Annotated in this window: 13 protein-coding genes; 4 read left to right on the forward strand and 9 right to left on the reverse strand. The window is 69.3% G+C overall.

The features are described from left to right. Nucleotides 1-17 precede the first annotated feature (17 nt). The 9 genes from mobB to NGJ44_RS18700 all read right to left on the reverse strand — a co-directional run bounded on the left by mobB (nt 18) and on the right by NGJ44_RS18700 (nt 11,441). The gene (gene mobB / locus NGJ44_RS18660) at nt 18-515 is read right to left on the reverse strand and encodes a molybdopterin-guanine dinucleotide biosynthesis protein B (protein WP_053244928.1); all 498 of its coding nucleotides are present in this window, start codon (nt 513-515) and stop codon (nt 18-20) included. Next, nucleotides 512-1,171 (reverse strand): carbonic anhydrase, encoded by a 660-nt coding sequence (locus NGJ44_RS18665; protein WP_053244927.1) that lies wholly within the window; start codon nt 1,169-1,171, stop codon nt 512-514. The genes mobB and NGJ44_RS18665 overlap by 4 nt, the downstream gene beginning before the upstream one ends. A gap of 1 nt (nt 1,172) precedes the next feature. Beyond that, nucleotides 1,173-1,943: a peptidylprolyl isomerase gene (locus NGJ44_RS18670; RefSeq protein ID WP_053244926.1), complete on the reverse strand. Its 771-nt coding sequence runs from the start codon at nt 1,941-1,943 to the stop codon at nt 1,173-1,175. A 35-nt stretch (nt 1,944-1,978) separates the two neighbouring features. Next, a complete protein-coding gene (gene narI / locus NGJ44_RS18675; RefSeq protein ID WP_251864994.1) occupies nt 1,979-2,662 on the reverse strand; it encodes a respiratory nitrate reductase subunit gamma in 684 nt (227 codons plus the stop codon). Between the two features lie 18 nt (nt 2,663-2,680). Next, nucleotides 2,681-3,319: a nitrate reductase molybdenum cofactor assembly chaperone gene (narJ, locus tag NGJ44_RS18680; RefSeq protein ID WP_053244924.1), complete on the reverse strand. Its 639-nt coding sequence runs from the start codon at nt 3,317-3,319 to the stop codon at nt 2,681-2,683. 15 nt (nt 3,320-3,334) lie between these two features. Continuing rightward, complete coding sequence (gene narH, locus NGJ44_RS18685; protein ID WP_053244923.1) at nt 3,335-4,897, reverse strand: nitrate reductase subunit beta; 1,563 nt, start codon at nt 4,895-4,897, stop codon at nt 3,335-3,337. Then, the gene (locus NGJ44_RS18690) at nt 4,894-8,646 is read right to left on the reverse strand and encodes a nitrate reductase subunit alpha (RefSeq protein ID WP_053244922.1); all 3,753 of its coding nucleotides are present in this window, start codon (nt 8,644-8,646) and stop codon (nt 4,894-4,896) included. Before NGJ44_RS18690 ends, narH begins: the two co-directional genes overlap by 4 nt. Before the next feature lie 141 nt (nt 8,647-8,787). After that, the gene (locus tag NGJ44_RS18695; RefSeq protein ID WP_053244921.1) at nt 8,788-10,173 is read right to left on the reverse strand and encodes a NarK family nitrate/nitrite MFS transporter; all 1,386 of its coding nucleotides are present in this window, start codon (nt 10,171-10,173) and stop codon (nt 8,788-8,790) included. Between the two features lie 38 nt (nt 10,174-10,211). Continuing rightward, on the reverse strand, nt 10,212-11,441 hold the full coding sequence (locus NGJ44_RS18700; protein ID WP_251865042.1) for an MFS transporter: 1,230 nt from the start codon (nt 11,439-11,441) through the stop codon (nt 10,212-10,214). Nucleotides 11,442-11,734: 293 nt separating this feature from the next. Between NGJ44_RS18700 and NGJ44_RS18705 the strand changes: the two genes are divergently transcribed. The 4 genes from NGJ44_RS18705 to NGJ44_RS18720 all read left to right on the forward strand — a co-directional run bounded on the left by NGJ44_RS18705 (nt 11,735) and on the right by NGJ44_RS18720 (nt 20,540). Continuing rightward, nucleotides 11,735-12,985 (forward strand): NnrS family protein, encoded by a 1,251-nt coding sequence (locus NGJ44_RS18705; protein WP_251864997.1) that lies wholly within the window; start codon nt 11,735-11,737, stop codon nt 12,983-12,985. Nucleotides 12,986-13,216: 231 nt separating this feature from the next. Next, entirely contained in the window at nt 13,217-14,338 is a 1,122-nt protein-coding gene (locus tag NGJ44_RS18710) for an efflux RND transporter periplasmic adaptor subunit (RefSeq protein WP_251864999.1), read from the forward strand. 26 nt (nt 14,339-14,364) lie between these two features. Beyond that, entirely contained in the window at nt 14,365-17,448 is a 3,084-nt protein-coding gene (locus tag NGJ44_RS18715; protein ID WP_251865001.1) for a multidrug efflux RND transporter permease subunit, read from the forward strand. Next, on the forward strand, nt 17,445-20,540 hold the full coding sequence (locus NGJ44_RS18720; protein ID WP_251865003.1) for an efflux RND transporter permease subunit: 3,096 nt from the start codon (nt 17,445-17,447) through the stop codon (nt 20,538-20,540). The genes NGJ44_RS18715 and NGJ44_RS18720 overlap by 4 nt, the downstream gene beginning before the upstream one ends. Nucleotides 20,541-20,546: the final 6 nt, after the last annotated feature.

Consider the following 20,546-nt stretch of genomic DNA (forward strand, 5'->3'; position numbering starts at 1 on the left):
CGGCCGCCGCGCCGCGCTCAGGCGAGCCCCAGCGTCTCGCAGATGAAGGCCGCCACCGCCGCCGGATCGTTCAGCGGCAGGCGCGGCAGCGCCGTCTCCAGCGCCGCGTCGGTGGCGACCGCCACGAAACCGCCGTCCTCCGCGTGCAGCGGCGGCTTGCCCAGCTCGGGGCGGTAGACCTCGATACGCGGAATGGCCGCCTGCTTGAACCCTTCGACCAGCACCAGGTCGGCCGGGGCCAGCCGCGCCACTTGCGCCTGCAGCCCGGGCTCCGGCGCGCCGCGCAGCTCGTGCACGATGGCGTAGCGGTACGGCGAAGCCACCATGACCTCGTGCGCCCCGGCCTGGCGGAAACGCGCGCTGTCCTTGCCCGGCGGCTCCATTTCGAAGTCGTGGTGGCTGTGCTTGATGACGCTGACCGTCAGGCCGCGCGCGGCCAGCAGCGGCAGCATGGCCTCGATCAGGGTGGTCTTGCCGCTGCCGGAACGGCCGGCGATGCCGAAAACTGGACTCATGCGATCTCCGTGAACAAGGGGCAGACCATGGGCAGGAAGGCGTCGGCCCGCTGCGAGTATGCCAGCAAAGCGCCGGACATCAGGTCGAAATACCAGCCGTGCAGGGTCAGGCCGCCCGCCTGCGCCGCGCGGTCCACGCAGGGCAGCGCCTGGAGATTGCGCAGCGAGATCAGGATGGAGGCCTGCTCGCAGGCCCGCCGGCGCTCGGCCTCCGGCGCGTCGGGCATCTGGCGCAGCACCCGTGCGCGGGCGGGTTCGGCGATGTCCATCCAACGGTTCAGGTAGTCTTCGCCGGCGCTGCGTCCCTGCGGCCGCGCCATCAGCGCGCGGATGCCGCCGCATTGGGCATGGCCCAGCACGATGATGCGGCTGACGCGCAACTGCTCCACGGCGAACTGGATGGCGGCCAGCACGCCGTGGTGGCCCTGGTCGCGGTCGGGCGGCGGCACCAGGTTGGCCACGTTGCGCACGGTGAAGATGTCGCCGGGGTCGCAGCCCAGCAGCATGGCGGGGTCCACGCGCGAATCGCAGCAGCCGATCAGCAGCGTGCCGGGCTGCTGGCCTTCGCGCAGGTTGCGGTACAGCGACGGCGCCGCCTCGTAGTACTGGCGCTGGAAGCGCTGGAAGCCGTCGATGAAGCGTTCGATGTCGCGCATGTCAGTCTCCGGACGCGCAGGCCCCTCCGAATACGCGCTCCGGCTCGCCCTCGTCCAGGTCTATGCCCACGACGCTGGCGCGCGCGACCAGCAGCTTGACGTATTGCCGCCAGGCCGTGTCGCGGCTGGCCGACGACAGCGCGTGCGCGATCCGCGGCGCGACCTGCTCGTACGGCAGCACGCGGCCCTCGATGCGACGCCGCACGCGCACGATATGCAGGCCATGGCGGGTTTCGAGCAGCCGCGGCAGCAGCGCGCCCGCCGGCAGGGCGAACACCGCCCGCTCGAACTCCGGCACGGTATCGCCGCGGCCGAGCTGTCCCAGGCTGCCGCCCACGGCGGCGGACGGGCAGTTGGACTGCTCGCGCGCCGCCTCGGCGAAGCGCGACGGGTCGGCCAGCAGCCCGGCCAGCACGCCCTCGGCGTGGGCCCGCAGCCGGTCCAGATCCACGCCGGGCGTGACCTGGAACAGGATGTGGTCGGCCTCGACCAGCTCGCCGACCAGGAAACGCTCCGGGTGCGTCTGGTAGAAACGCCGGCAGGCCGCCTCGTCGGCCTCGGGCGCGGCGGCCTGGCTAGCCAGCAGCGCCCCGATGGCGCCCTCCTCGTCGGCGGTGTCCAGCCCCTGGCGGCCGGCCTCGTCCAGCAGCACCCGCCGCAGCACCAGCGCGGTGACGGCGCTGCGCGTGGGATTGACAGTGCCGGCGTGCCGCGGCAGTTCGCGTTCCAGGTCCGCGTCGGTCAGTTCGACGCCGTTGACGATCACAGGCATGGTTGTCTCCGCCGAGGGTTCCGGTTCCGGCCGCTTCAGCGCGGCCGCACGAGTTGCCACGCCCGGCCCAGGTAGCCCAGCGAGGCAAAGCCGCTCCACACGTGCACCAGCCGCGTGAAGGGGAAGATCACGAACAGCGTCAGGCCCATGAACAGGTGCGCCTTGAAGAGCGGCGGCACGTCGGCAATGTGGCTGGCGGCGTCGCCGCGGAAGGTCACGATGTGCTGCGCCCAGGTCATGAGCCGCACCATCATCTCGCCGTCCATATGGCCGGCCGACAGCGCGATCGTGGACAGGCCGAGCAGCAGTGTCGCCAGGATCCAGGCCAGCAGGAGCTTGTCGCCGGGGCGCGTGGCCGCCCGGATGCGGGGATCGCTCATGCGGCGGTGGATCAGGATCAGCAGCCCGATCAGGCAAAGCCCGCCCATCACGCCGCCGGCCGCCATGGCCACGCCCTGCTTCAGGCTGTGCGACACGCCCAGCATGTCCCACACCGCCACCGGGGTGAGCAGGCCCACCAGGTGGCCGAAGAACAGGCCCAGGATGCCCACGTGGAACAGGATGTTGCCCAGTCTGAGCTGCCCGTGGCGCAGCAGTTGCGAGCTGTCGCTCTTCCAGGTGTACTGCTCGCGCTCGAAGCGCACCAGGCTGCCCAGCAGAAAGACGGTCAGCGCAATGTAGGGATAGATGCCGAAAAAGAACTGGTTCAGGGTATTCATGATGCGTCGTCCCGGACGTTAAGGCTGGCGGGGATGGAAATGCAGCGGCTGCGGGCCGGAAGGCTGCTGCGGCCGCAGCAGCGGCTCCACCCCGTCCGGACCGGCGCCGAAGGTTTCCATGGCTTCGTCCATGTCGCGCACGGGCGGATCGGCCTGCTCGCGCGGCGTGACCGTGGAAAGCTCCCTCAGCACCGCGAACACGCAGGCATACGGACTGCCGTTGCGGGCCAGGCGCGCGCCCACCGCCGCCAGCACGTGGATGGCCTCGTCCAGCAGCGCCTGGGCGTCGTCCGGCCCGATCACGCCCAGGAACTCCAGAAACAGCGGCACGTGGTCGGGCAGCTCCGGCGCCGCCGGCTCGAAACCGTGTCCACGATAGGTCTGCAGCAGGTCCACCATGGCCTGGCCGCGGTCGCGGCTTTCGCCGTGCACGTGCTCGAACAGGTGCAGCGAGTGCGAGCGGTTGCGGTCGAAGGTGGCCACGTAGTTCTCCTGCACGGCGATCAGGCCGTGCGAACCCAGGTAGCCGGTCAGCGGCTCCAGCATGTCGGCGGCCCAGGGCGCGTCCGCCAGCGCGGCCTCCACCTCGGGCAGCGCGTCGAGCAGCTCCTGCTCGGGATAGCAGAGCAGCGCGGAAAGCAGTCGGTACAGGTTCATGCTCGTCTCCCTGGCTCAGGCCGCGGCCTTGCGGCGCGATTTGGGCATCTCGATGAAGATCTCGCTGCCCCGGGGCTTGCGGCCGAACAGCGTGCCTTCCGACACGCCGCCGGAGCAGCCGTTGCCGAAGGTGAAGCCGCAGCTGCCCTTCTCGTTGAAGCTGTCTTCGACCGCTTCCTTGTGGCTGCTGGGCACCACGAAGCGATCTTCGTAGTTGGCCAGCGCCATGATGCGGTACATGTCCTGCACGGTTTCCTCCGACAGGCCGACCTGCTGCAGCAAGGCCGTATCGCGCTCGCCGTGCACGGTTTCGGCGCGCTTGTAGGCGCGCATGGCGAGCATGCGCTCCAACGCCAGCAGCACCGGCTCTTCCTTGCCCGCCGTGAGCAGGTTGGCCAGGTAGCGCACGGGAATGCGCAGCGTGGACACGTCGGGAATCATGCCGGTCGAACCCACGGTGCGCTGCGGCATGCGGCCGGATTCGGCCGCCGACTGGATGGGCGACAGCGGCGGGATATACCAGACCATGGGCAGCGTGCGGTACTCCGGATGCAGCGGGAAAGCCACGCGCCATTGCACCGCCATCTTGTAGACCGGGGAGCGCCGGGCGGCGTCCAGCCAGGATTCGGGTATGCCCTGCTCGCGCGCGGCGGCGATCACCTCCGGCGAATGCGGGTCCAGGAACAGGTCGAGCTGCGACTGGTACAGGTCCTGCTCGCTGGCCACGGCGGCGGCGCTTTCGATGCGGTCGGCGTCGTACAGCATCACGCCCAGGTAGCGGATGCGGCCCACGCAGGTTTCGGAGCACACCGTGGGCTGGCCGGCTTCGATGCGCGGATAGCAGAACGTGCACTTCTCGGCCTTGCCGCTGTTCCAGTTGTAGTAGATCTTCTTGTACGGGCAGCCCGAGATGCACATCCGCCAGCCGCGGCACTTGTCCTGATCCACCAGCACGATGCCGTCGTCCTCGCGCTTGTAGATCGAGCCCGACGGGCAGCTCGCCACACAGGCGGGATTCAGGCAGTGCTCGCACAGGCGCGGCAGGTACATCATGAAGGTGTTCTCGAAGGTCGAGTACATCTCCTTCTGCACGCCCTCGAAAAGCGCGTCCCGGCCGCGCGCGTGGAATTCGCCGCCCAGGTCGTCTTCCCAGTTCGGGCCCCAGTGGATCTTGTCCATTTTCTTGCCGGTCAGCACCGACACGGGCCGGGCAGTGGGCGGCGTCTGCGACAGCGGCGCGTTCTTCAGGTGCTCGTAGTCGTAGGTGAACGGCTCGTAGTAATCGTCGATCTGCGGCAGGTTCGGGTTGGCGAACAGGTTGGCCAGGATGCGCAGCTTGCCGCCCTGGCGCGGCTCCAGCTTGCCGGCCTCGGTGCGGCGCCAGCCGCCCTTCCATTTGCCCTGGTTCTCCCAGTCTTTGGGATAGCCGATGCCGGGCTTGGTTTCCACGTTGTTGAACCAGGCGTACTCGACGCCGTCGCGGCTGGTCCAGACGTTCTTGCAGGTCACCGAGCAGGTATGGCAGCCGATGCACTTGTCCAGGTTCAGCACCATGCCGATTTGGGCGCGTATCCTCATGATTGCTTCTCTTCTTGTTGCGTGTTTGCGGCGTCTTCGGCCAGCGGGCCTTCCAGCCAGTCCACCTTCTTCATCTTGCGCAGCACCACGAACTCGTCGCGGTTGGCGCCCACGGTGCCGTAGTAGTTGAAGCCGTAGGCCTGCTGCGCGTAGCCGCCGATCATGTGCGTGGGCTTGAGCACGGTGCGCGTCACCGAGTTGTGGATGCCGCCGCGCTTGCCGCTGGTTTCCGCGCCCGGAACGTTCACGATCTTCTCCTGGGCGTGGTACATGAGGCACATGCCGACCGGCACGCGCTGGCTCACCACGACGCGGGCGGTCAGCGTGCCGTTCACGTTGAACACCTCGACCCAGTCGTTGTCGACCAGCCCCGCCTGCCTGGCCTCGGCCTCCGACACCCACACGTGGGGGCCGCCGCGGCTGAGCGTCAGCATGCGCAGATTGTCCGAATACGTGCTGTGGATGCCCCACTTCTGGTGCGGCGTGATCCAGTTCAGCACCAGCTCCTTCTCGCCGTTCGGGTAGCGTCCGAGCATGGGCGCCACCGTCTTGGTATCGATGGCCGGCTTGTACACGCAGAAGCCCTCGCCGAAATCCAGCATCCAGCGGTGGTCCTGGTAGAACTGCTGGCGGCCGGTCAGCGTGCGCCACGGAATCAGCTCGTGCACGTTGGTGTAGCCGGCGTTGTAGCTGACCTCCTCGCTTTCCAGGCCCGACCAGGTGGGCGCGGAAATGATCTTGCGCGGCTGGGCCTGGATGTCGCGGAAGCGGATCTTGTCGTGCTCCCGGCCCGCCGCCAGGTGGGTGTGATCGCGGCCGGTGATCTTGCTCAGCGCTTCCCAGGCCTTGACGGACACGTGTCCGTTGGTTTCCGGCGCGAAGGTCAGGATCATCTCGGCCGCGTCGATCGCCGTGTCCAGGCGCGGGCGGCCATGGCTCACGCCGGCCTCCGTCACGCTGTCGTTGATGCCCGCAAGCTCGCGCACTTCGTGCTCGGTGTTCCAGCTAATGCCCTTGCCGCCGTTGCCCAGCTTGTCGAGCAGCGGTCCGACCGAAGTGAACTTGCGGTAGATGTCGTTGTAGTCGCGCTCGACCACGATCATGTTCGGCGCGGTCTTGCCCGGCACCAGGTCGCACTCGCCCAGCTTCCAGTCGCGCGGCTCGAACGCCTGGCCCAGTTCTCCCGGCGTGTCGTGCATGAGCGGCGCCAGCACCAGGTCGCGGCGCTTGCCCAGGTAGGGGCCGCCGATCTCGCTGAAGCGCCTGGCCAGCAGCTTGTAGATCTCCCAGTCGGTCTTGCTCTCCCAGAGCGGCTGCACCGCCTCGCTCAGCGGGTGGATGAACGGGTGCATGTCCGAGGTGTTGAGGTCGTCCTTCTCGTACCACGTGGCCGTGGGCAGCACGATGTCGCCGTACAGGCAGGTCGTGCTCATGCGGAAGTCCAGCACGGTCAGCAGGTCGAGCTTGCCTTCGGCGGCGTCTTCCTCGAACGCCACTTCCGAGGGCCTGATCGCGGCCGCTTCGTCGCCGAACACGGCGTTCTGCGTGCCCAGCAGATATTTCAGGAAATATTCGTGCCCCTTGCCGCTGGAACCCAGGATGTTGGAGCGCCACACGAACATATTGCGCGGGAAGTTGGCCGGATCGTCCGGGTTCTCGCACGACATGCGCAGCTCGCCCGACTTCAGCTTTTCCACGGCATGGGCGACCGGGTCCTTGCCCGCGGCGTCCGCCTCGGCCACCAGATCCAGCGGATTGGTGCGCAGCTGCGGCGCCGACGGCAGCCAGCCCATGCGCTCGGCGCGGGCGTTCAGGTCGATCATGCTGAGATTGCCGTACTTGCCCCGGTCGGCCGTGGGGCCCAGCACTTCCTGCACATTCAGCTTCTCATGGCGCCACTGGCTGGTGTGCGCGTAGAAGAAGGAGGTGCCATTCATCTGCCGGGGCGGGCGCGCCCAGTCGGCGGCGAAGGCCAGCGGGGCCCAGCCGAACTGCGGGCGCAGTTTTTCCTGACCCACGTAGTGCGCCCAGCCGCCGCCGCTCTTGCCCACGCAGCCGCACATCATCAGCATGTTGATGATGCCGCGGTAGATCATGTCCATGTGGTACCAGTGATTCAGGCCGGCGCCGACGATGACCATGGACTTGCCTTCGGTGTCGTGGGCGTTCTGCGCGAACTCGCGCGCCACCTGGATCACCTGCGCGCGCGGCACGCCCGTGTGCTTTTCCTGCCATGCGGGGGTATAGGGCACGTCGTCGTCGTACGAGCCGGCGACATTGCCGCCGCCCAGGCCGCGGTCCAGGCCGTAGTTGGCCATCTGCAGGTCGTACACCGTGGCGACCAGGGCCTCGCTGCCGTCGGCCAGGCGGATGCGGCGCGCCGGCACGTTGCGCACCAGCAGCTCGCCATGTTCGCTGCCGAAGTAAGGAAAGCCCACGCCCACGACCTCGCCGGCCCCGTCGATCAGCGACAGCCGGGGCGCGATCTCGCGGCCGCTGCCGCCGTCGCGCGGCTCCAGGTTCCAGCGGCCCGCCTTCTCGCCGCCGTTGACCGCCCCTTCGCCCCAGCGGAATCCGATACTGCCGTTGGGCGCGACCAGTTCGCCGGTCTTTTCGTCATAGACCAGCGTTTTCCAGTCGGGGTTGTTCTGCTCGCCCAGGGCGCCGTCCAGGTGCGAGGCGCGCAGGAAATGGCCGGGCGCGTAGAAGCCGTCGCGCGCTTCCAGCAGCACCAGCATGGGCATGTCGGTGTAGCGGCGCACGTAGTCGCGGAAGTAATCCGAGGCGCCCGACAGGTGGAACTCCTTGAGGATGACGTGGCCCATGGCCATGGCCAGCGCGGCGTCGGTGCCCTGCTTCGGGGCCAGCCAGATATCGCCGAACTTCACCATTTCGCCGAAATCGCTGGACACGGCCACGGTCTTGGTGCCCTTGTAGCGGACTTCGGTATAGAAGTGGGCGTCTGGCGTGCGGGTCTGGGGCACGTTGGAGCCCCACACCATGAGATAGGTGGAGTTGTACCAGTCGGCCGACTCGGGCACGTCGGTCTGTTCGCCCCAGATCTGCGGGCTGGCCGGCGGCAGGTCGCAATACCAGTCGTAGAAGCTCAGGCACACGCCGCCCAGCAGGCTCAGATAGCGCGCGCCGGCCGCGTAGCTGACCATGGACATGGCCGGAATGGGCGAAAAGCCGATCACCCGGTCGGGCCCGTAGCGCTTGATCGTGTAGGCGTTGGCCGCCGCGATGATCTCGGTGGCGGTGTCCCAGTCGGCGCGCACGAAGCCGCCCAGGCCCCGCACCGACTTGTAGCGCCGCGCCCGCTCCGGGTCCTGGCTGATCCATTCCCAGGCCGAGATGGGGTCCATGGTCTTGCGGGCCTCGCGCCACATCTCCATGAGCCGGCCGCGGATCATGGGGTACTTCACCCGCTGCGCGGAGTACACGTACCAGCTGTACGAGGCGCCGCGCGGACAGCCCCGCGGCTCGTGGTTGGGCAGGTCGGGCCGGGTGCGGGGGTAGTCGGTCTGCTGGGTTTCCCAGGTGATCAGGCCGTTCTTGACGTATACCTTCCACGAACACGAGCCCGTGCAGTTCACGCCATGGGTGGAGCGCACGATCTTGTCGTGCTGCCAGCGGGCGCGGTAGGCGTTTTCCCAGCGGCGGTCTTCGTTGACCGTCTCGCCGTGGCCGTCCGCGAAGGTGGATTTCACCCGCGACATGAACTTCAGCCGGTCCAGAAAATGACTCATTGTGTTTCTCCTCGGGCGCCGGCACCGGCCGGCGCTTGCCGCAAACGTTCGTTTGAAACCACTTTAGGCTCGCGCCGCGCCCCCCGCCATTGCCCGGAGGCACAGGAAAGGCGCGTCAAAGTGACTAGTCACCCCGGCCTGTCAGCACGGCACCGGCGCATTGCGGCGCGCGTAGTACCACCAGGTGACCAGCAGGCAGCTCGTATAGAAGGCGATGAAGCAGTACAGCGCCGCCTGCACGCTGCCGGTAAGCTCCAGCGAGGTGCCGAAGCTGCGCGGGATGAAGAACCCGCCATAGGCGCCGATCGCGCCCGAGAAGCCCAGCACCGCCGCCGATTCGCGCGCGGCGTCGGCCAGCGCCTGCTTGCGCGCGGCCTCGCCCTTGCCCTCGGCCGCGCGGGTGCGTTCGCGCAGGAAGATGACCGGAATCATGCGGAACGTGGAGCCGTTGCCCACACCGGTCAGCGCGAACAACACGATGAACATGGCCAGGAAGCCGTTGAAATCCCCGCCTCGGCCGGCCGTGGGCATGAAGACCATCACCCCCAGCACCGCCGCGATCATGGCCGCGAAGGTAAACAGCGTCACGCGCGCGCCGCCCACCTTGTCCGACACCCACCCGCCCAGCGGCCGGGTCAGCGAGCCGACCAGCGGCCCCAGGAACGCATAGGCCATGGGGTCCACGTGCGGGAACAGGGTCTTGGTCAGCATGGCGAAGCCGGCCGAGAACCCGATAAAGGAGCCGAACGTGCCCACGTAGAGCCAGCACATCAGCCAGTTGTGCTTGCGCTTGAAGATCACCGCCTGATCGGCGAAGGAAGCGCGCACGTCGGCGATGTCGTTCATGCCGAACCAGGCCGCCAGCGAGGCGATGAGAATGGGCACCACCCAGATGAAGCCGGCGTTCTGCAGCCAGACATTGACGACCTGGCCGTCCGCCGCCGCCTGCTGCGGGGCGCCGCCCAGCGCGCCGAACATGCCCACCGAGATCACCACCGGCACCACGAATTGCACCAGCGACACGCCCAGGTTGCCGATGCCCGCGTTCAGCCCCGTGGCCAGGCCCTTCTTTTCCTTCGGGAAGAAAAAGCTGATGTTGGCCATGCTGGAGCTGAAATTGCCCCCGCCCAGGCCGCACAGCAGCGCCAGCACCAGCAGCACCGGATACGAGGTGGCCGGATCGCGCAGCGCGAAGCCCATGCCCACCGCCGGGATAAGCAGCGAGGCGGTGGAAATGGCCGTCCACTTGCGGCCGCCGAACACCGGCACCAGAAAGGAATAGAAGATGCGCAGCGTGGCGCCCGAAAGCGCCGGCAGCGCCGTCAACCAGAACATCTGGTTCTTCGACAGCATGAAACCGGCGCGGTCCAGGTTGACCACCACCACGCTCCACAGCATCCAGACACTGAAGGCCAGCATGAGCGCCGGAATGGAGATCCAGAGGTTGCGGTTGGCGACACGCGCCCCGGTTTGCTTCCAGAAACCGGGGTTTTCCGGTTCCCAGCGATGCAGCACATAGGTAGACATAAGATTCTCGCCAAAACGGGAAGAAGGGAAGTCGGGATTCAGGCGGCCTGCTCGCGCATGGCGGGCGCCGCGCGGCGCGAGCGGTAGCTGTAATGCATGAAGATCAGCGATACGCACACCGTTCCGTACATGAGCATGAAGGCGCTGGAGCGGATGTCCGTCAGGTCCAGCAGCACGCCGAACAGGATGGGCAGCACGAAGCCTCCCAGTCCGCCGGCCAGCCCCACGATGCCGGACACCGCACCGATGTTCTGGCCGAACTCGTCGGAAATGAACTTGAAGACCGAAGCCTTGCCGATGGCCATGGCGATGCCCACCACGAACAGCAGCACGGTGAAGGGCACGGCGCCCAGCGCGATCTGGAAGCTGCGCGGACCGTCGGCAGTGGTGACGGTGAACTGCGTCTGCGGATAGCTCAGCAGGAAGAACGCCACCCAGCACACCCACATCACCCACCACGTGGTGCGATAGGCGCCGTAGCGGTCGGAGATCCAGCCGCCCACCGCGCGCAGCACGCCGCCGGGCAGCGAAAAGCAGGCCGCGAGCAGGGCGGCGTGCGTGATGTCCATGCCATACTCGCCGATGTAGTACTTGGTCATCCACAGCGCCAGCGCCACGTAGCCGCCGAACACCACGGAGTAGTACTGGCAGTAGCGCAACACCCGCGGGTCCTTCAGCAGGGCGAGCTGCTCCGACAGGCTGACCGCGCCCTGCGTCCGGTGGGCCGGATCGGACGATGAAAACATCCAGAACAGCACGGCGGTGGCCAGCAGCGCCGCCGCATACACCTGGGGCACGATGGTCCAGGCACCTGCGGCCGCCGCGATCAACGCGGGCGCCACGAACTTGGTAATGGCCGAACCCGAATTGCCGGCGCCGAAGATGCCCATGGCCAGTCCCTGCTTGTTGCGCGGGAACCAGCGCGCCACGTAGGGCGTGCCCACGGAAAACGAGCCGCCGGTCAGGCCCACGAAAAGCGCCAGCACCAGGAAGTGCCAGTACTCCGTGGCATACGACAGCAGCCAGACCGGCACCACCGACAGCAGCATCAGCACAAAGAACACGGGCCGCCCGCCGTAGCGGTCGGTCCAGATGCCCAGCGGCACGCGCACCAGCGAGCCGGTCAGCACGGGCATAGCGGCCAGCAGGCCGAATTCGGTTTCGGAGAGGCCGAGCTGCTGCTTGATCGGTATGCCCAGCACCGCGAAGATCATCCAAACCGCGAAGCAGATGGTGAAGGCAAAGGTGCTGGAGATCAGGACGCGCATCGGCGCGCTACGGCCGGCATGTCGGGAAACTGTCATGGTTGTTCTCGCTACTCAGGGGAATTCATGCGCCCGGGACCGGAGCCCGGCTCCCTTCGGCGTCACAGGTCCTAGACTAGGGATCCGCCGGCATCGCCGCCATTGCCCGGCCGACCATCCGGGCCATGCCGGAATGACTAGTCACCCCCTTGATTCCGCCGCATTTGCGCGGCGTCAAACGGGCGCGCGGGACTGGAGCCGGCGCAAGGTTTAATATGTATCTTCAATACATCTTCAAACACCCGGAGCCGTTCCGCATGAGTCCCCTGCTTTCCATCGACGAGCCGCGCCCCGCCCGCTCGCCCGCCCGGCCGCAGTGGCGCGCCTTCACCGAGATGGGTTTCCGCCCGCTCTACCTCGCGGGTTGCGGCTGGGCCCTGGCATCGGTGCTGGCGTGGGTCTATGCCCCCGGCCTCTTGCGCGGCGACCTGCCGGGCGTGTTCTGGCATGCGCACGAAATGCTCTGGGGGTTCGTCGCCACCATCGCCGTGGGCTTTCTGCTCACCGCGGGCGCCAACTGGACCGGGCGCAACCCCTTGCACGGCAATCCCCTGGCCGCCCTGTGCCTGGTCTGGGCCGCGGCGCGCATCGGCTACCTCGTGCCCGGCCGCAATGCCTTCCTGGTCGCCGGGGCCGCGGACGCGCTGTTCTTCCTGTGGGGCGCCGCGGCCCTGGGCCGTTCGGTCTGGCTCACGCGCAACCGGCGCAACTACGGCGTGCCGCTGCTGCTGGCCGCCCTGGCGGGCGCCCATGCGGCCTATCTTTCCTCGGCCGCCGCGGGCGACTATCTCGGCCTGATGCGCGCCTTCAACGCGGGACTGATCTGCATGGCGGTGCTGACGCTGCTGATCGCGCGGCGCGTCATCCCCTTCTTCGCGCAACGCGCGGTGCAGGGGCTGAAGATCCCGCCGCACACGCGCAGCGGCCATTGGCAATTGGCGGCGGGCGTCGCCGCCGTCGCATTGCTGCTGGCCGGGCAGGCACCGGCCGCCAGCGCGGCGCTGGCGGCCAGCGGCCTGATCGCGCTGGCGCAATGGCTGGCCTGGAAGCCCTGGGCGGTGCGCCGCGTACCCCTGCTGTGGATCCTGTATGCCGGCTATCTCGGCCTGGGCATCGGACTGCTGGTGGCCGCCGCCCAACTGGCCGGCCTCGTGCTGCGCACCGCGTGGCCGGCGCACGTGATCGGCGTGGCGGGCTTCTCGGTGCTCATCCTGGGCATGGTCACGCGCACGGCCCTCGGCCACCTGGGGCGCCCGCTGCGCACCGACCGCAGCATGGTCACGAGCTACGCGCTGATGATCCTGGCCGCCCTGCTGCGGCTGGCCGCGCTGCCGCCCACCCAGGCGAGCGTGGCGCTGCTACACGCCTCCGCCACCGCCTGGGCACTGGCCCTGGCGCTTTACCTCTGGCGCTTCTTCCCCCTCATGATCCGCCCGCGCGCCGACGCGCCCCAGGGCGCCGTGCGGGTAGCGGCCGCCCGGCCGGCCGGACCCGCGCCGCGCCCATGACCCGCCCCTTACGCCGTCTCCCGGGGCGGCGCATGGCGGGTTCACGGTGGGCGCATGGCGGGTTCACGGTGGGCGCATGGCGCGCCCCCGCGGGCAGAACCTGACATCTGGCTGATGCAATAACGCTAATAATTATTATTCCGCTAGAATCGCGGCTGTCTCCATCCCTTTTTTAGACAGTCTCCCATGCCTCAGCCCCGGAATGCGGGCCCCGCCGGCCGCCGCAGGCGCATGGCCCGGGTCGTCCTGGCGCTGTGCGCCCTGGCCGCTTGCGGACTGTGGCTGGCCCTGCGCCAGACCGGCGGCGAGCCGCCCGGCCCGCCCGGCTTCGCGCAGCAGCCCGTGCCCGTTGCCGTGGCGCCCGCCACGCTGGCCCCGCTGCAGCAAGACCTGCATGCCCTGGGCACCATTACGCCGCTGGCGCGCGCCGACCTGCGCAGCCAGGTTGACGGCGAACTGCTGCGGCTGCATTTCGCCGAAGGCCAGGCCGTCGCGGCCGGGCAGCTGCTCGCCGAGCTGGACGCGCGGCCGTTCCGCGCCGCGCTGGCGGCCGCCGAGGGCGAACTGGCCCGCACCCAGGCGCTGCTCGACAACGCCGAGGCCGACCTGCGGCGCTACGAGACGCTGGCCCGCCAGGATGCGGTGGCCGGCCGGCAGCTCGACGCCGCCCGGGCCGAGGCGCGCCGGTATCGCGCCCAGCGCCAGCGCGACCAGGCCCGCGTGGACGAGGCCCGCCGGCAGTTGTCGCACACCCGCATCGTCGCGCCCTATGCCGGACGGGTCGGCCTGCGCCGCGTGGACGCCGGCAACCATGTGCGCGCGGCCGACGCCGAGGGCCTGGTCACCCTGGTGCAGACCTCGCCCATCTCGGCCGTGTTCAGCCTGCCCGAAACCCGCCTCGACGCGCTGCGCCGGGCCTGGGCGCGCGGCGCAGCGCCGCGCGTGCAGGCCTGGGACGCCGACGAGCGCCGCCTGCTGGCCGAGGGCGAACTGGAGGCCCTGGACAACCGCATCGAAACCGCCACGGGCACGGTGCGCCTGCGGGCGCGCTTCGCCAACGCCGACGAATCCCTGTTTCCCAACCAGTTCGTCAATATCCGGCTGATCCTCAGCCGGCCCGACCCCGCGCTTTCCATTCCCTCGGCGGCCGTGCAGTACGGCGCCGACGGCGCTTTCGTCTTCGTCATCGGCGCGGACCGGCGCGCCATGCGCCGCGACCTCGCGCTGGGGCCGGCGCGCGCCGGCCGCGTGGCGGTGGAATCCGGCCTCGAACCCGCCGAGCGCGTGGTGGTGGAAGGCATAGACCGCCTGCAGGACGGGCGCGAAGTGCTGGTCGTGGAACAACAGGGCTAGGGCGTGTCGCCCCCAGGACGTCCCCAATGAGCCTTTCCCGCCCTTTCATTCTCCGCCCCGTCGCGACCTCGTTCCTGATGATCGCGCTGCTGCTGTCGGGCATCCTGGCCTGGCGGCTGCTGCCCGTGGCCGCGCTGCCCCAGGTGGACTATCCCATCATCCAGGTCTCCACTTCGTATCCGGGCGCCAGTCCCCGCGTCATGGCGCGCGTCGTCACCGCGCCGCTGGAGCGCCGCTTCGGCCAGATACCCGGGCTGAAGCAGATGTCTTCCGCCAGCGGCAGCGGCGTGTCGGTGATCACGCTGCAGTTCTCGCTGGATATCTCGCTGGGCGTGGCCGAGCAGGAAGTGCAGGCCGCCATCAGCGCCAGCGGTTCGTTGCTGCCGGGCGACCTGCCCGCCCCGCCCGTGTACCGCAAGGTCAACCCGGCCGACGTGCCCATCCTGACCCTGGCCGTCACTTCCGATACGCTGCCCCTGCCGGCCGTGTACGACCTGGTGGACACGCGCATGACGCAGCGGCTGGCGCAGCTGTCCGGCGTGGGCATGGTGAGCCTGGCGGGCGGCCAGCGCCCCGCCGTGCGCGTGCAGGTCAATCCCATGGCCCTGGCGGCGCGCGGGCTGGCGCTGTCGGATGTGCAGGAGGCCATCGCCAAGACCAACTCGAACCAGCCCAAGGGCAGCTTCGACGGCCCGGTGCGCTCGGTCATCATGGATGCCAACGACCAGCTGCAGAGCGCCGCCGAATACCGCGAGCTCATCGTCGCCTGGCGCAACGGCGCGCCGGTGCGGCTGGGCGACGTGGCCGCCGTGGAAGACGGCGCCGAAAACCGCTACCTGGCAGCCTGGGTGGATCGCCAGCCCGCCGTGCTGGTCAACATCCAGCGGCAGCCCGGCGCCAACGTCATCGCGGTGGCCGACCAGGTCAAGGCCCTGCTGCCCCAGCTCACCGCCAACCTGCCGGCCGCGGCGCAGGTGCGGGTGCTCACCGACCGCACCGAAAGCATCCGCGCCTCGGTGCGCGGCGTGCAATGGGAGCTGGCCTTCGCCGTGGCGCTGGTCGTGCTGGTGACCTTTCTGTTCCTGCGCAATCTGCAGGCCACGCTCATCCCCGCGCTGGCGGTGCCGCTGTCGCTGATAGGCGCCTTCGGCTTCATGTACCTGGCGGGCTATTCCACCAACAATCTCACGCTCATGGCGCTGACCATCGGCGCCGGGTTCGTGGTGGACGATGCCATCGTCATGCTGGAGAACATCGCCCGCTACCGCGAACAGGGTCATAGCCCCTTGAGCGCGGCCCTCAAGGGCGCGGGGCAAATCGGCTTCACGCTGGTTTCGCTCACGCTGTCGCTGATCGCGGTGCTGATCCCGCTGCTCTTCATGGAAGACGTGGTGGGCCGCCTGTTCCGCGAGTTCGCCGTGACGCTGGCGGTGGCCATCCTGATCTCGCTGGCGGTGTCTCTCACGCTTACGCCCATGATGTGCGCGCGCCTGCTGCCCGCGCACCGCGAAACCCGCCCGGGGCCGCTCGACCGCCTGCAGGCGCGCTACGCCGGCTGGCTGGACTTCACCCTGCGCCATCAGAAGTTGACGCTGGCCGCCATGCTGGCCACCGTGGCGCTCACGGGCGTGCTGTACCTGCTGGTGCCCAAGGGCTTCTTCCCGGTGCAGGACGGCGGCGTGCTGCAGGGCATGACCCAATCGGCCGCCAGCGTGTCGTTCGACGCCATGGCGCGCCGCCAGCAGGCGCTGGCCGCAGCCCTGCTGGACGATCCCGACGTGCAGAACCTCTCGTCCTTCATCGGCGTGGACGGCCTGAACGCCACGCTCAACACGGGCCGGCTGCTCATCAACCTCAAGCCCTGGCCGGAGCGCAGCGCGCCGCTGCCCGACATCATGGCGCGGCTGGACGCCCGGGCGCGCGGGGTGGGCGGCATTTCGCTCTACCTGCAGCCCGTGCAGGAGCTGAATATCGAAGACCGGGCCAGCCGCGGCCAGTACCAGTTCACGCTCACCTCGCCCGACAGCGCGCTGCTGGCGCACTGGAGCGCGGCGCTGGTGCGCCAGCTAGCGCAGTCGCCCGGGCTGGCCGGCATCTCGTCGGACCTGCAGGACGGCGGACGCCAGGCCTATGTGGAAGTCTCGCGCGACGCGGCCGCCCGCCTGGGCGTCACCATGGACGATGTGGCGCAACTGCTCTACAGCGCCTTCGGCCAGCGACAGGTCGCCACGCTCTTCACGCAGTCCAACCAATACCGCGTGGTGCTGGAGGTGGACCGCGCGCTGGCCGCCACGCCGCAGGCGCTCGACCGCCTGCACCTGCAGACCGCCGACGGCCGCGCCCTTCCTCTATCGGCGCTGGCCACCGTGAGCGAGCGCGCCGTGCCGCTGTCCGTCAACCACCTGTCGCAGTTCCCGGCGGTGAACCTCTCGTTCAACCTGCCGCCCGGCGGTTCGCTGGGCGCGGCTATCGAGGCCATCGAAAACGCCCGCGCCGAGATCGGCATGCCCGCCAGCGTCGAATTGCGCCTGCAAGGCGCGGCGGCCGCGTTCCAGACCTCGCTGTCGAACACGCTCTGGCTCATGCTGGCGGCGGTGGTCACCATGTACCTGGTGCTGGGCATGCTCTATGAAAGCGCCATCCACCCGGTCACCATCCTCTCCACCTTGCCTTCGGCCACCGTGGGCGCGCTGCTGGCGCTGCTGCTCACCGGGCGGCCGCTGGATCTCATCGCGGTGATCGGCATCATCCTGCTGATCGGGCTGGTCAAGAAGAACGGCATCATGATGGTGGACTTCGCGCTGGAAGCCGAGCGCGCGCGCGGCCTGCGGCCCGAGGCCGCGATCCGCGAGGCCGCGCTGCTGCGGCTGCGCCCCATTCTCATGACCACGCTGGCGGCGCTGTTCGGGGCCGTGCCGCTCATGCTGGCCACCGGCTCGGGCGCCGAACTGCGCCAGCCGCTGGGCTGGGTCATGGTGGGCGGCCTGCTGGCCAGCCAGGTGCTGACGCTGTTCACCACGCCGGCGGTGTACCTGTTCTTCCACCGGCTGGGCCGGCGCAGGGCGCCCGCGGTGCCCGCCGCCGCGCACGCGGACGACGCCGCGCCATGATACGCGCGCTGCTGCACCGCCCCGTCGCCTGCATCTTCCTGGCGCTGGCGCTCACGCTGCTGGGCGCGGTCGCCTGGCGGCTGCTGCCGGTGGCGCCGCTGCCGCAGGTCGATTTCCCCACCATCGAGGTGCAGGCCGCGCTGCCCGGCGCCAGCCCCGAAAGCATGGCCAGCACCGTGGCGGCCCCGCTGGAGCGCGCCCTGGGCGGCATCGCCGGCGTCGCGTCCATGACCTCGTCGAGCAACCAGGGCGCCACCTACATCCAGCTGCAGTTCGACCTGGACCGCGACATCCACGAGGCCGCGCGCGACGTGCAGGCCGCCATCAACGCGGCGCGCGCGGACCTGCCCTCCGGCATGCCCGACAACCCGGCCTACCGCAAGGTCAACCCCTCGCAGGCCCCCATCATGGCGCTGGCGATCAGTTCGCCCACCCGGCCCGCGGGGCAGATCTACGACATCGCGTCCACCGTGCTGGCGCAGAAGATCTCGCAGATCGCCGGCGTGGGCGAAGTGACCCTGGGCGGCAGTTCGCTGCCCGCCGTGCGCGTGCAGGTCAACCCCCATGCCCTGGCCCATTACGGGGTCGCGCTGGACGACGTGCGCACCGCCATCGCCAACGCCGCGCCCATGCGGCCGCAGGGCCAGCTCGACGCTCCCGGGCGGCGCTGGGAGCTTGCCACGCAGGGCCAGCCCCGCCGCGCCGCGGACTACGAAACCCTGGTCCTGCGCCACCGCGACGGCGCCGTGACGCGGCTGTCGCAGGTGGCGCGCGTGAGCGATTCGGTGGAAAACCGCTACAGCAGCGGGTTCCACAACCGCAACCCGGCCGTGGTGCTTACCGTCAGCCGCCAGCCCGGCGCCAACATCATCGAGACCATCGCCGCCATCTATGGGGAAATGCCCGGCCTGCGCGCGCTCATGCCGGCCGACGTGGACCTCGCCGTGGTGCTGGACCGCTCGCCGGGCATCCACGCCACGCTGCGCGAGGCCCACGTTACGCTGGCGCTGGCGGCGCTGCTGGTGATCGCCGTGGTCTGGCTGTTCCTGGGCAGCGCGCGCGCCGCCGCCATTCCCAGCGTCGCCATCCCGGTCAGCCTGGTGGCGACGTTCGCGGTGATGTACCTGTGCGGGTTCTCGCTCAACAATCTCTCGCTCATGGCGCTCATCGTGGCCGCCGGCCTGGTGGTCGACGACGCTATCGTGGTGCTGGAGAACATCTCGCGGCACCTGGAACGCGGGCTGCCGCCGCGGCGCGCCGCCCTGCGCGGGGTGCGCGAAGTGGGCTTCACACTGGTGGCGATGACGCTGTCGCTGGCGGTGGTGTTCGTCTCCATCCTCTTCATGGGCGGGCTGGTGGAGCGGCTGTTCCGCGAGTTCTCCATCACGCTGGTGGCGGCCACGCTGATCTCGCTGCTGGTTTCCGTGGCCATCATTCCCGGCCTGTGCGCGCGCTGGCTGAAACCGGCCACGGCCCTCCCGGCGCGCGAGGCCCGCCCCGGCGCCGTGCGCGCCTTCTTCGGGCGGCTGCACGACGCCTACGGCCGCAGCCTATGGCGCGTGATGCGCCACGCGCGCCTCGCGCTGGTCCTGCTGGCCGCGGTGGCGGCCCTCAACGTCTACCTGTATGCGCAGGCGCCCAAGGGGTTCCTGCCCACGCAGGACACCGGCCAGCTCATCGGCTTCGTGCGGGGCGACGACGGGTTCTCCTTCCAGGTCATGCAGCCCAAGATCGACATCTACCGCCAGCTCGTGCTGCGCCACCCGGCCGTGCAGGACGTGATCGGCTACAACGGCGGCGACCTGGGCATCAGCAACTCGCTGTTCCTCATCCGGCTCAAGCCCGCCTCGCAGCGCGAGGCATCGTCCGGCGAAGTCATAGACTGGCTGCGCGCCAACGCGCCGCCGGTGCCCGGCGGCATGCTCTTCCTGAACGTGGACCAGGACCTGCGCATGCCCGGCGGCTTCGGCAACTCGGGCGACCACGAGCTTGCCATCCTCGCCAGCGACGTGCCGGCGCTGCGCGAGTGGTCGCGCAAAATCTCGCGCGCGCTGCGGGAGATTCCCGAACTGCGCGACGTGGACGCCGTGGGCGATGCCGCCACCCAGCAAGTGCTCATCAACATCGACCGCGCGGCGGCCCGGCGGCTGGGCGTAGACATAGACACCATCGGCAGCGTGCTTGGCAATTCCTTCAGCCAGCGCCAGGTCGCGACCCTGTACGACCCCATGAACCAATACCGCGTGGTGCTGGAGCTGGACCCCCGCCACACCGAAGACCCCGCCGTGCTCGAACAGGTGCAGGTCGTGACCGCCGACGGCGGCCGCGTGCCGCTCACCGCCTTCGCCACCTATGAATACGGCATGGTCAACGACCGCGTGTTTCACGACGGCCTGTACGCCGCGGCGGGCGTCGGTTTCTCGCTGGCCGGCGGCGTGTCGCTGGAACAGGGCCTGGCCGCCATCGACGCGGCCATGGCCCGCCTGATGGTGCCCTCCCACATCCAGGTGCGCCTGGGCGGCGATGCCCGCACCTTCCAGCAGAGCCTGCAAGACCAGCCCTGGCTCATCCTGTCGGTGCTGGTGGCCATTTACCTCGTGCTGGGCATTCTCTACGAAAGCCCGCTGCATCCGCTGGCCATTCTGTCCACCCTGCCTCCGGCCGGCATCGGCGCGCTGCTCGCGCTGCGCATCGCCGGCATGGAGTTCAGCCTGATCGCGCTGCTGGGCCTGTTCCTGCTGGTGGGCGTGGTCATGAAGAACGCCATCCTGATGATCGACTTCGCCATTGGCCTGGAGCGGCGCGAGGCCCTGCCGCCCGAGCAGGCCATACACCGCGCGGCCATGCTGCGCCTGCGCCCCATCCTCATGACCAACCTCGCCGGCCTGCTGGGCGCGCTGCCCCTGGTGCTGGGCATGGGTGAAGGCTCCGAGCTGCGGCGCCCGCTGGGCGTCGCCATCGTGGGCGGGCTGGCCATCAGTCAGTTTCTCACCCTGTACACCACGCCCGTCGTCTACCTGGCGCTGGAACGCCTGCGGCAACGCTGGCGGGCCGCGCGCGCCCGGCGCGCGGCATCCGCCGCCCGGCCCTGAACGGGC

Origin of the sequence: Achromobacter sp. Marseille-Q4962 (genome assembly GCF_943737005.1) — a bacterium.
In the GTDB taxonomy this organism is placed as follows: Bacteria; Pseudomonadota; Gammaproteobacteria; order Burkholderiales; family Burkholderiaceae_B; genus Achromobacter.